Raw genomic sequence first — 11,738 nt, forward strand, 5'->3', positions numbered from 1 at the left:
CCGGGGCAATCCATAGCTCCATTCAGTATACTTCATTTCTCACTCTTTTTCAACGCCAAGATAGGGGAGGATGTTCTCAAAAATGTCCCGTATCACCGGCGCCGCAATGGTTCCCCCATAGTAGACTCCCTGGGGATTGTATATAATGCACATGCCAAGCACCTGAGGGTCGTCCGCCGGCGCAAATCCGATGAAGGAGGAGATATATTTGTTCGCGCTCCTGGGGAGCGTCTGGGAGGTGGCTGTCTTGCCCCCGATCCGGTATCCCGCTATGGCCGCGTTTTTACCCGAGCCCTCCGCCACCACCTTCTCCAGGATCGTGCGCATGGTCCGGGAGGTCTCCTCCGAGACGATGCGGTCCTTCTTTCCCTGGTTCAGCGTCAGCTTCTCCCGCCCCTCCTCATCCAGCACCCGGACTCCCACATGGGGCGTCACCCGGTAGCCGCCATTTATGATAGAGCTGACAGTGGCCGCCATCTGGATGGGTGTGACCTGGAAGGACTGGCCAAAGGACATAGTGGCAAGCTCCACAGTACCTATATTTTCCCGCTTGTGCATGATGGTCCCGGCCTCCCCTGGCAGGTCCACTCCGGTCAGGTCAAGGAGACCGAACTGCTGATAGTAATCGCAGAAGGTGTCCGCCCCCAGCCGCAGCCCCACATCGATAAACACCGGATTACAGGAGTTCATGACACCCTCCACAAAGGTCTCCTGCCCGTGTCCTCCCACCTTGTGGCAGCGGATCTTCCGGTCCTCCACCACCCGGTAGCCGGGGCAGCTGAAGGTGTCATCCAGAGACACCACGCCCTCCTCCAGAGCCGCCGAGGCGGTGATGATCTTGAAGGTAGATCCGGGCTCGTAGGTGTCGTTGATGCACCGGTTTCTCCACATCTGGTTCAGAGCGTCCTGCTTCTCCTCGTCCGACAAAGCGGAGGTATCTGTCCCTGTGTTCAGGGTGAATGGGTCGTTCAGATCGAATTCAGGCACATTCACCATGGCCATTATCTCCCCGCTTTGCGGGTTCATGAGAAGGATGGAGACGCCGTCGGCCTGTTTCTCCTCCATCACCTTCTCCGCCATCTGCTGGGCGTACATCTGCAGATTGTAGTCAAGACTTGTCTGCAGGTCGTTTCCGGCCACCGGCTCGATCCGGTCCTCCGCCTCCCCGGGAAGCTCTATGCCCCGGGCGTCCGTGGTGGTCAGTATGGTGCCGTTCTGCCCCTTCAGGTACTCCTCATACTTCACCTCGAGGCCGATGATCCCCTGGTTATCCGCCCCGGTAAACCCAAGCACTGTGGAGGCCAGGTCCCCGTATGGGTAATACCGCTTGAAATCCTCATCCACCTTCACCCCGTCAAGGCCCATATTCCGTATAATGTCCCCGGTCTCCTTCTCCACGTTGGTTCTGATCCGCTCCATGGAGGAGACCTTCTCCACCTTCTCCCTGACCTCACTCTCCTCCATCTCCAGCGTCTGGGACAGAGCGCGTATCACCGCCTCAGGGTCCGTGATCTGGCTGTGGATGACGGAGATGGTGCACACGGTCCGGTTATCCGCCAGCACATGGCCTGATGCGTCCAGTATCCTCCCCCTGGCCGCCTTGATCTCCCTCTCCCGCTCATGGAGAGCCTCCGCCTTCTCCTGGTAGTAGTCCGCCTCAAAGACCATCAGCCAGACAAGGCGCCCGGCCAGGAAAAGCAGGATGAACAGGGCCCCGAGAAAAACGATGAAGAGTTTCTTCTTATTATATGTCCGGTTGCGCACAGAAAAACCTCACAAAAGCCTTTCTACAATTTATGAGTGCTTCTGTGAGGTTATACATCTGCCCGTATGCTGTTTTCCCTTTGCGCTGCTTTCTACTGATCCGAGCCGGCTGACGCGTCCGCCGTCTGGCTGATGCCCAGGTAGGGGAAAATCTCCTTCATGATGTCGCTGGCCATCTGGACGGCCAGAGAGCTCTGGGCCTGGTCGTATTCGTTGGGCTCATCGATAACTACATAAATGGCGATCTCCGGATTTTCCTGGGGTGCGTAGGCGATGAAGGAAACAAGGTTTTTGCCGTCGCTTCGGGGCAGCTTCTCCGCCGTCCCCGTCTTTCCTCCCACCTCGTAGCCCTCTATGTTGGCTGCTTTGCCGCTGCCCTCCAGAACCACGCCTCTCATGTAGTCCTTCACCAGAGTGCTCGTATCCTCCGATATGGTCCTCTTCACAAGGACAGGGTCCACATTCTCGATCACGTTCCCGTTCTCATCCTGGATCTGCTTCACGATGTGGGGCTCATAGTAGTAGCCGCCGTTGATGAGAGAGCAGAAGCCCGCCATCATCTGAGTCATGGTCACGTTGAAGTTCTGTCCAAAGGCATTGGTGGCAAGGCTGGTCTCGTCCATGTTGTCCGCCGTATAGAGAAGGGCCGAAGTCTCCGCCTCACCCGGCAGGTCGATGCCGGTCATCTCGCCAAAGCCGAAGGTGTGCTGATATTTGGAGAAATCCACCGCTCCGATCATCTCCCCGATCTGCATCAGAGCCACGTTGCAGGAGTTCTCTATCGCCCCCTTCACCGTCAGGGTTCCGTGTCCATCCCGGTTGATGCAGTGGATATCATAGTCCCCGATGTGGAGAGAGCCGCCGCAGTAAAAGGTCTCATCCCCGGTGAGGGCGCCCGTCTCAAGCGCCGCCGCCACAGTGAAGGGCTTGATGGTGGAGCCGGGCTCATAGGTGTCGGTGACGCAGAAGTTCTTCCACAGGCTGTTGAGGACGTCCAGCGTCTCCTCGTCACTCATGGCGTCGATCTCTTCCTGGGTGTAGTATTTCGTCAGATCCCTGGGATTGTTCAGGTCAAAGTTTGGATAGCTGGCCTCCGCCAGGATCTCCCCGTTCTGGGGGTTCATGACCATGACCGCCGTGTTCTTGCTCCCCTCCCCGGGAGTGGCGTTGTTTTTCCTCTCATCGTTGAACTGCTGGATATACTTTTCCACCACGCTCTGCACCTGCAGGTCAATGGTGGACACCACGGTCTTTCCGTTCACCGGCTCCTTCACGGTCCGCTCCACGGAGGAGCCGCTGTCCAGATAGCCGTACTCCCGGCCGTCGGTGCCGTTGAGAGTGGAGTTATAGTACCCTTCTATGCCCCCATTTCCCACATTTCCATCCACAGTGAACCCAAGCACGTCGGAGGCCAGGGTGCTGTAGGGGTAGGTCCTGTGATAGTCATCCTCCAGCCAGATCCCCTGGACATTGGGATAGTTCTCATCATCGTCATCAATGGCGTTGAAATTCTGGGCCGTCTCGTAGTCGATCCCCTTTACGAGGATGCTGTACCGGCTGTCCGGGCTGTTCTCTATGAGACTGTCCACCGTCTCCTCCTCGACGCCAAAGCAGTCCTTCAGCACCTGCTTTGTGGGCTCCACGTAATCCTCATCGCTGAGCATGGTCTTTACGTCCAGGATCACATTGTACACCCGCTCGCTGGTGGCCAGCTTGGTGCCGTTCCGGTCCACGATATCCCCCCTCTTGTAAGGGATGACCCGGCTGTCATACTGCTGCTGATCCAGCACGATCTTTGTATATTCCTCTCCGCTGGCCGCATTGATGTAGGTGATCCTCACCACAAGACCAGCAAAAGCTAGTATGATCCCCACATAGAGGATAACTAGCTTTTTCTGCATAAATTTGGGAAATTTCTTCCGCAATAATTTCTTTACTTTTTTGGTCATCTTTACACCTTAGTCCTGTACATTGTCTGCGCTCGCAATGATACCACTCTCCGGTATCTGCTCATACTGTGTCACGTAATCCCCCTCAGGACTGTCATATTCTACAATCTGGCCGCTCTGGGCGGGCACCATTCCCAGCTCACCCTCCGCCTTCTGCTTGATCTGATCCATGTTGACGGAGTCGACAATGGAATTGTATTTCGTGTTGTTCGCCTCCCGCATGTCAGCCAGCTCCTCCTGCAGCGCTGTGATGTTGCTGGAGCGGCCGGCAATCTCTGACTGGAGGCGCACATAGTTTACGCAGATAAAAAGGGCCAGCACCGCTGCCACGGAGAGAAAGATCACGTATCGCTTCCCGACCCGCAGCTCTCTTCTCTGGTTCTGGCGTACCCGCCGGCTCTGACGGCTGCTTTTCCCTCGCCTGAGCTCCCGCGACGGCTCCCCACGCCGCTGGGGCTCGTAATCCGGCTTTGGCACCGCGTTGCCGTACACGTACATAGAACGGGAATCAGCGCCGCTTCTTCTGTATGTATTTGTCCTTCTGGATGATGCTCTTCCCGCAGCCATCTGATAATCCCCTTTCTATATACTCCCTGCGCCTGCCCGCCTACTTTCTCTCGAAGATCCGGAGCTTCGCGCTCTTGGAACGGCTGTTCTCCTCCATCTCCTCCTGGCTCGGCAGAATAGGTTTTCTAGTTAAAATACTCCCTTTTGAGACCTTTCCGCACACGCACACCGGAAAATCCTTCGGGCATGTACAGGGATCCTCATTTTTCTTAAATGCGCTTTTCACAATCCGATCCTCCAGTGAGTGGAAGGTGATGATGCAAAGCCTTCCCCCCGGATTTAGCAGATCGATCATATCGTCCAGAGAATTCTTCAGCACATCCAGCTCTCTGTTCAGCTCGATCCGGATGGCCTGAAAGGTCCTCTTGGCCGGATGCCCGGACTTTTTCTGGAATTTCATGGGAATGGCTCCCCTGATGATCTCCGTCAGCTGTCCGGTTGTTTCGATGGACCTCTTCTCGCGTTCGATCACGATATGCTTGGCAATGTTCTTGGCAAACCTATCCTCCCCGTAATCTCTGATAACGCGATAGAGGTCCTTCTCACTGTAGTCATTGACAATGTCCCTGGCCGTCATCGTCTGACGCCTGTCCATTCTCATATCCAGGGGTGCATCTTCGCGATAGGAGAATCCCCTCTCTGCCGTATCTAACTGATAAGATGATACGCCCAGATCGAGCACGATCCCATCGACCTTGTCAATGCCTAATCCTTGGAGCACGGACTTCATTTCACAATAGTTGCTCCGGACTATCGTGACCTTCTCCCCGAAGTCCTTTAAGCGGATGCCCGCCGCCTCTATGGCAGCCTCATCCTGGTCTATTCCTACAATACTCCCCTTGTCACCGAGACGTCTGCATATCTCGTACGCATGTCCGCCTCCACCAAGCGTTCCGTCCACATAAATGCCGTCCGGCCTGATGTTTAATCCATTGACAGTTTCTTCAAGTAATACTGACCTGTGTTTAAATTCCATATCTTCTCCCTCTAGATACTGAATCCACTCTCCTCCATATCAGATGCAATATCCTCAATCGTGAGCTCCAGTTCAGCATTCTTTTCATCCCATCTGGCCTTGTCCCAGATCTCGGCACGCTTCCCCATACCGATAAACACAACCTCTTTCTCGAGCTTCGCGTAGCTGCGCAGGGCCGGTGGGATTAAAGTTCTACCTTGCTTGTCAAGGTCGCCGTCATTTGCGCTTCCCTGAAAGAAATGCGCAAAAGCACGGGCTTTTTTGTCTGTGGTCGTTGGTAAGGCGTTAAGCTTCTCTTCAAAGGCGGTCCATTCGTCTTCAGGATACACGTACAGGCAGTTCTCCATGCCTTTTGTTATGACGAAATGCTCCCCCAGATCGTCACGGAACTTGGCTGGAATGATCACCCTCCCCTTAGGGTCGATATTGTGACTGTACTCTCCTTTCAACATCAGAACTCACCCTCTTTCAAAGTGGCCTGCCACTTTTGCACCACTTTGTACCACTTTTCACCACTTTCTACCACTTGAAACCATTGTAAACCACTTCATTGGTGATTTCAACCCCTTTTTTTGCAAAAATCCAAAATATAGCGCACAGTCGCCTGCCGGATGCCCGCTCGCGGGGGCACGGCAGTCACCCTACGGACATATCGCACAAAAAAAGAAGACAGGCTTTCCTGTCTTCTCTCGTCTTCCATTATAGTGTATTTCCCGGGGATCTCCCCCGCTGCTGCCCGCTCCGTCCCGGATCTGCCGGCTCTGCCGTCATCCTACTGCGCCGTATTCAGGCTTGTCTCGTAATCCGTGATAGCGTTATAATCCACCTCCGCGGTCTCCACAGGCCTGCTGCTCTCATACCTGCTGAAGGCGGAATAGCCGATCCATCCCACAAGGGCCACAGCAAGGACCGCAACCACACAGCGGCGGATATAATACTGAATCTTCTCCTTTTTCATGGTCTTCCTGCGGTTGGCTTTTTCCTTTTTATATCTGTCCACTTTTTCCTGGCTCATCTTCATGCACTCCTTCTATCACTCATCAGCTAGTGCCTATTTTACCATAAAAGCCCGGATTATACAACCACGATTATGCCTCCGTCGGCCGCGTACATACTGCTGATCCCAGCCGTATCCAGCACGATTACATCCTTGGGCCGTATCCTTTCAAGGAGCAGCTCCTTCACCTTCTTGGCCCGCTCAGGGCAGTTGCAGTGGCTGATGGCCAGCACCTTCTCCTCCGGCTTTTTCACACCCCGGACGATCTCGTCGATCATTTTCTCCAGAGCCTTCCTGATGCCTCTGGCCTGCCCCAGCTGACAGATGGTCCCCTGGGGGGTGGAGCCCATGACTGGCTTGATATTCAGGGCGGAGGCCATCAGAGATTTGATGCCCTTCAGCCGGCCGTTCTTGCGGAGCGTCTCCAGCGTCTCCAGCACAAAGTAGGTGTGCTGTCCCTCAATGTAGGCCTCCACTGTGCGGACCACCTCTTCAAACTCCATGCCGGCCTCCTCGCACTCCTGGATCTTCAGGGCGATCAGCGTCTCTCCGATGGAGGCGGACCGGGAGTTAAAGACATAGATATCCTTCTCTCCGTACTCCTCGTGGTACAGATTTTTCCCCAGCACAGCGCTGTTGTAGGAGCCGCTGAGCTCAGCTGACAGAGTCACCGCGTAGACGTGCTCAGCCTCGCAGTGATATCCCTCCATGTAGGTCTCCGGCGAGGGACAGGAGGACTTGGGCGAATTAGGGCTCTGGGCGATGAGGGCCAGGAACCTCTTCTGGTCAAATGTCTCATCGTCCACGATGTGATGCTCATCAATATCAATGCTCAATGAAGCCGTCTCGAAATGCCCGCAGCGCTTCATCTCCTCCGTAAGCTCTCCGCAGCTGTCCACAATAATCTTATAACTCATTTCCGATCAATCCTCCGCGTTATCCATTGCTATTATACATAGTATCAAAAACCACTTTATACATCATAGCACAATAACGCGCGCTTGAAAAGGGTTTTATCAAATCCTCCCGGCAATGACTTTCGGCAATCATCCCATCCTGATCTGCCTGGATATTCCAAGGGCCAGTCCCATCTCCGCCATGAGAAAGAGGATCGACGTGCCTCCGTAGCTGATGAAGGGCAGCGTAATGCCCGTGTTGGGGATCAGATTGATCACCACTGCCACGTTCAGGATCACCTGGAGAGCAATATGACAGAAGATGCCGCTGGCCACAAGGGCGCCGTACATATCCGGCGCGTTCTGGGCAATCACCATCAGGCGATACAGAAGGAGTCCAAAGAGGAGGAGCACCATGATGGCCCCGAACACTCCCAGCTCCTCGCAGATAACCGACAGGATCATATCATTCTGCACCTCAGGGATAAACTGCTTCTGGGCACTGTTTCCCAGCCCCTTTCCAAAGAAGCCGCCGGAGCCCACCGCGTAGAGCCCCTGCACCACCTGGTAGCCGATACCGGAGGAGTACCGCTCCGGATCCAGCCACACGAGCAGTCTTCCCAGGCGGAAGTTCCCGGAAAAATCCCCAGCCTCCACGAGAGGCCCCAGGATCACGGGTATAAGGAGCACCGCCGCCACCCCCGCCACAACGGGCACAATGAACATGGCTTTCTTCGGATGGACGATAAAGACCATCAGAAAAGAAATGCCGAACACGATGATGGCTGTACTTAAGTTCTCCGTCAGGAAAAAGACGCAGGCTGCCGACAGAGCTCCCCAGCAGAGCACTCTCACAATCCCCGCCAGCGTATTGATCTGCTTTCCTACCTGGCAGATCACCACGGGGATAAAGAGGATGACCGCGATCTTGGCAAGCTCCGAGGGCTGCAGCTGCTGGCCCAGGGGCAGCTTAATCCACCGTCTGGCGCCGTTCACCTCTTTCCCCAAAGGCGTCTGCACGAGGGCCATAACGATCAGGGATAGGAAGAAAATCTTCTTCGCCAGCCTGGACCAGATATGATAGTCGATCAGCGAAACCAGATAGGCGCCCAACGCGCCTGCCAGGCAGAAGAGGATCTGCCTCTTAAAATAGTACATGCTGTCCCCGTAGTCCACCTGGGCCGCATAGGCGCTGGCGCTGTAGAGCATGACCAGCCCAAAGCAGATCAGAAAGACCATGGAGGCCACCAGACTGTAATCAAAGTACCGTATACTGCTTTTCACTCTCGCCCGCACCTTCTCCGATCTGGCGGAGGCTTCCCCCGGGCGGCTGTTTCCCCTGCTGCTGTCAGGCATCTGCCTGACCTTGCTGTTTCTGTTGTCCATTACATTTACACTCCAATCATTGTGCCAGTCTACACCGACGCATATATTATAACGGCAACCGGGGATAAAAACAAGCCCGGAACAGGAGGGCGCCCCGCAGAGGCTCCTCCCGTCCGGGCTGAAGGCTTCTATGCTCCTTCTCTTCTATTTTCCCAGGTCAAAGGCCGGGTTGAAGGCGTAGAAGTTGCGGCTGTCCAGATGGTCCTGGACAATGCGCAGGCTCTCGCCAAAGCGCTGGTAGTGGACAATCTCCCGCTCCCGCAGGAACCGGATGGGATCAGCCACCTCCGGGTCCTTCACAAGCCGGAGAATGTTGTCGTAGGTGGTCCTTGCCTTCTGCTCTGCCGCCATGTCCTCGTGCAGATCCGTGATGGGATCCCCCTTGGACTGGAACACCGTGGCGCTCCAGGGCACGCCGCCGGCGGACTGAGGCCACAGGGCCAGCGTATGATCCACATAGTATTTGTCAAATCCGGACCGTTCGATCTCCTCCGGGGACAGATTTTTCGTGAGCTGGTAGACGATGGCACAGATCATCTCCATGTGGGCCAGTTCCTCCGTCCCGATATCCGTCAGCGTCCCTGTCACTTCCCTGTAGGGCATGGTGTATCTCTGTGACAGATAGCGCATGGAGGCGGCCAGCTCGCCGTCCGGGCCTCCGAACTGGCTGATGATCACCTGGGCCAGCTTCGGGTTGGTCTGGGTGATCTTCACCGGGTACTGCAGTCTCTTCTCATAATTCCACATAGATCAGCATCCTCCTTCCTGCCATGGCCACGGTTCACCTGTCCAGTTCCACCTGTCCGTCTCGGAGGCGTCCGCCGTATCGATGGTGAGGGGCCCGTAATATTTGGCATATTCCTTCAGAGCCCGGTTTCTCTTTTCCTGGCACTCGTCAAAAAAGGCCAGCGCCTCCCTGTCATCAGGATGAGTGTCCAGAAAAAGGGTGGTGTCATTCACCGCAAAACTGATCACATTGATCCAGTGAAGCAGGTCTCTCCTGCACGGTCTGTTGTCTGCCATCAGCGTCTCCCTCCTGCTCCGGTAAATGGTTTGTTCAGCTCCTCAAAGATCGTCCCGCAGCAAAAGCCTTTTTCCAGGTCAAATATTCCATACCACTCCTGCCACGGCACATAGGCCATAGCGACAGGCAGGTCAGAGAGCTGCCGGGCGTCTCTTCCGCACGCATGGGCCCGCCCCATGGCCGACTGCTGCATATTCCCGCGCTGCCGCGCGTCCTGCTGCGCCTGCTGCCTGCCGCTTTGCTGCGCTCCCCGGTACATGCCCTGGTTCGGACAGCTCCGTCCCTGCCGGCTCTGACAGTCCTGTGTCTGATAACGGTAATTCGGCATGTCATTTACTCCTTCCATTACAATCTGCACTATTATTTTATGGAAGGGCCGGGAAAATGTGACAAAAGAGGAGCCCCCCGGCAGGCGCGCCCCCGGACAAAGCTCCTCTTTTTATGGCTCTTCATTCTGTTTTCGCAAAAATTATATCAGAATTATTTCATCAGCTTTTTGATGGACTCGCAGAGCTCATCCACCACCTCCGTATTTCCCTTCTGGATCTCCTCCACCACGCAGGAGTGGATATGGCTGGATAAAAGCTCCTTGTTGAACGCATTCAGAGCCGCCTGTATGGCAGACACCTGGGTGAGGATATCCACACAGTACTGCTCCTCCTCCAGCATCTTCTTGACGCCCCGCACCTGTCCCTCCACTCTGTTCAGCCGGTTCATCAGTTTCCTCAGCTCTTCGTCATCTCTGTGCTTTGTCTTCATGTCTGTCTTTCCTTTCGTCACCGCTGCCCGGCCATGTACCGGCATCTCCTGATGCCGGACCGGGTCAGATCAGAGGATACTTCTTCGTAAGGCCGGCCACGATCTCCCTGGCCTTCTCAATATTCTCCTCGCCTGCAAGTACAAGCCTGATCGCCTCAGCGATCTGCTCCATATCGTCCTCCTTCATACCCCTGGTGGTGACAGCCGGCGTGCCGAGTCGGATGCCGCTTGTGACCATGGGGGAACGGGGATCATTTGGAATGGTGTTCTTGTTGCATGTGATGCCCGCCTGGTCCAGACGCTTCTCCAGCTCTTTTCCGGTCACGTCCTCTCCGCTCAGATCCATGAGCATCAGGTGGTTATCCGTTCCTCCGGACACCAGCTTCATTCCCTTTGCCATGAGAGCCTCGGACAGGGCCTTCGCGTTCTTCACAATCTGCTTCTGGTATTCCTTGAACTCCGGCTGCAGCGCTTCCTTGAAGCAGACCGCCTTCCCGGCGATCACATGCTCCAGGGGGCCTCCCTGGATGCCCGGGAACACTGCCTTGTTGAACTTGAACTTATCTGCCGCCTCCTGGCTGGAGAGGATCATACCGCCTCTGGGTCCCCGCAGCGTCTTGTGGGTGGTGGTAGTCACCACATCCGCATAGGGGATGGGGCTCTCGTGGAGTCCCGCCGCCACCAGTCCGGCGATGTGGGCCATATCCACCATGAGGTAAGCTCCCGCCTCATCCGCAATCTCCCGGAATTTCTTAAAGTCAATCCTTCTGGCGTAGGCGCTGGCTCCCGCGATGATCATTTTGGGCTTCTCCTCCAGAGCAATCCTGCGGACCTCATCGTAATCGATAAATCCCTCATCATTCACGCCGTAGAAGGATGTCACAAAATAGCTGCCGGAAAAGTTCACCGGTGAGCCGTGGGTCAGGTGTCCGCCGTGATCCAGGTTCATGCCCAGGATCTTGTCACCGGGCTTTAACATGGCGAAAAATACGGCCATGTTCGCCTGTGCGCCGGAGTGGGGCTGCACATTGACATACTCACAGCCAAACAGCTCCTTTGCCCTCTCCCGGGCCAGGTTCTCCACCACGTCCACGTACTCGCAGCCGCCGTAGTAGCGCCTTCCCGGATAGCCTTCCGCGTATTTATTGGTCAGCGGGCTTCCCATGGCAGCCATAACCGCCTTGCTCACCCAGTTCTCGGAGGCAATCAGCTCGATATGGGAGTTCTGTCTCTCCATCTCATGCCGGATTGCCTCTGCCACCTCGCTGTCTGTCTTCTGGATCTCCTCAAAACTGTACATTTTCTCTCCTCCTTGTAGCTAGTCTATCGCTGTCTGTTATGTTTTAGCAGGCATCGCAACCACGATGCTCATATTATATCATACATCCCCGGGCAAAAAAAGGAGTATGGCGCCACTTTC

Annotated in this window: 13 protein-coding genes; all 13 read right to left on the reverse strand. The window is 55.4% G+C overall.

Annotated features, from left to right (window positions below; translation table 11 throughout):
* Positions 1–39: 39 nt before the first annotated feature.
* Entirely contained in the window at positions 40–1,668 is a 1,629-nt protein-coding gene (locus FGQ86_RS00980) for a penicillin-binding transpeptidase domain-containing protein (protein ID WP_347562462.1), read from the reverse strand.
* Between the two features lie 188 nt (positions 1,669–1,856).
* Positions 1,857–3,665, reverse strand: a complete 1,809-nt coding sequence (locus FGQ86_RS00985) for a penicillin-binding transpeptidase domain-containing protein (RefSeq protein ID WP_242842861.1) — start codon at positions 3,663–3,665, stop codon at positions 1,857–1,859.
* Between the two features lie 57 nt (positions 3,666–3,722).
* Positions 3,723–4,280, reverse strand: coding sequence for a hypothetical protein (locus FGQ86_RS00990; RefSeq protein ID WP_033126497.1), 558 nt, complete (start codon positions 4,278–4,280; stop codon positions 3,723–3,725).
* A 40-nt stretch (positions 4,281–4,320) separates the two neighbouring features.
* A complete protein-coding gene (rsmH, locus tag FGQ86_RS00995) occupies positions 4,321–5,256 on the reverse strand; it encodes a 16S rRNA (cytosine(1402)-N(4))-methyltransferase RsmH (protein ID WP_033126496.1) in 936 nt (311 codons plus the stop codon).
* Positions 5,257–5,267: 11 nt separating this feature from the next.
* Positions 5,268–5,708, reverse strand: coding sequence for a division/cell wall cluster transcriptional repressor MraZ (gene mraZ, locus FGQ86_RS01000; protein ID WP_033126495.1), 441 nt, complete (start codon positions 5,706–5,708; stop codon positions 5,268–5,270).
* A 320-nt stretch (positions 5,709–6,028) separates the two neighbouring features.
* Positions 6,029–6,271: a hypothetical protein gene (locus FGQ86_RS01005; RefSeq protein ID WP_033126494.1), complete on the reverse strand. Its 243-nt coding sequence runs from the start codon at positions 6,269–6,271 to the stop codon at positions 6,029–6,031.
* Positions 6,272–6,330: 59 nt separating this feature from the next.
* Complete coding sequence (locus tag FGQ86_RS01010; RefSeq protein WP_033126493.1) at positions 6,331–7,170, reverse strand: DegV family protein; 840 nt, start codon at positions 7,168–7,170, stop codon at positions 6,331–6,333.
* Positions 7,171–7,299: 129 nt separating this feature from the next.
* A complete protein-coding gene (locus tag FGQ86_RS01015; protein WP_242842860.1) occupies positions 7,300–8,535 on the reverse strand; it encodes a putative peptidoglycan glycosyltransferase FtsW in 1,236 nt (411 codons plus the stop codon).
* A gap of 144 nt (positions 8,536–8,679) precedes the next feature.
* Complete coding sequence (locus tag FGQ86_RS01020; RefSeq protein ID WP_033126492.1) at positions 8,680–9,282, reverse strand: manganese catalase family protein; 603 nt, start codon at positions 9,280–9,282, stop codon at positions 8,680–8,682.
* A gap of 3 nt (positions 9,283–9,285) precedes the next feature.
* Positions 9,286–9,558, reverse strand: a complete 273-nt coding sequence (locus FGQ86_RS01025; RefSeq protein WP_033126491.1) for a spore coat protein CotJB — start codon at positions 9,556–9,558, stop codon at positions 9,286–9,288.
* The gene (locus FGQ86_RS01030) at positions 9,558–9,887 is read right to left on the reverse strand and encodes a spore coat associated protein CotJA (protein ID WP_033126490.1); all 330 of its coding nucleotides are present in this window, start codon (positions 9,885–9,887) and stop codon (positions 9,558–9,560) included. The genes FGQ86_RS01025 and FGQ86_RS01030 overlap by 1 nt, the downstream gene beginning before the upstream one ends.
* Before the next feature lie 152 nt (positions 9,888–10,039).
* The gene (locus tag FGQ86_RS01035) at positions 10,040–10,318 is read right to left on the reverse strand and encodes a metal-sensing transcriptional repressor (RefSeq protein ID WP_033126514.1); all 279 of its coding nucleotides are present in this window, start codon (positions 10,316–10,318) and stop codon (positions 10,040–10,042) included.
* Positions 10,319–10,382: 64 nt separating this feature from the next.
* Positions 10,383–11,618 (reverse strand): serine hydroxymethyltransferase, encoded by a 1,236-nt coding sequence (gene glyA, locus FGQ86_RS01040; RefSeq protein WP_033126489.1) that lies wholly within the window; start codon positions 11,616–11,618, stop codon positions 10,383–10,385.
* Between the last annotated feature and the right edge of the window lie 120 nt (positions 11,619–11,738).

The sequence above is a fragment of the Clostridium sp. BSD2780061688st1 H5 genome (assembly GCF_005845155.1).
Lineage (GTDB): Bacteria > Bacillota > Clostridia > Lachnospirales > Lachnospiraceae > Claveliimonas > Claveliimonas intestinigallinarum.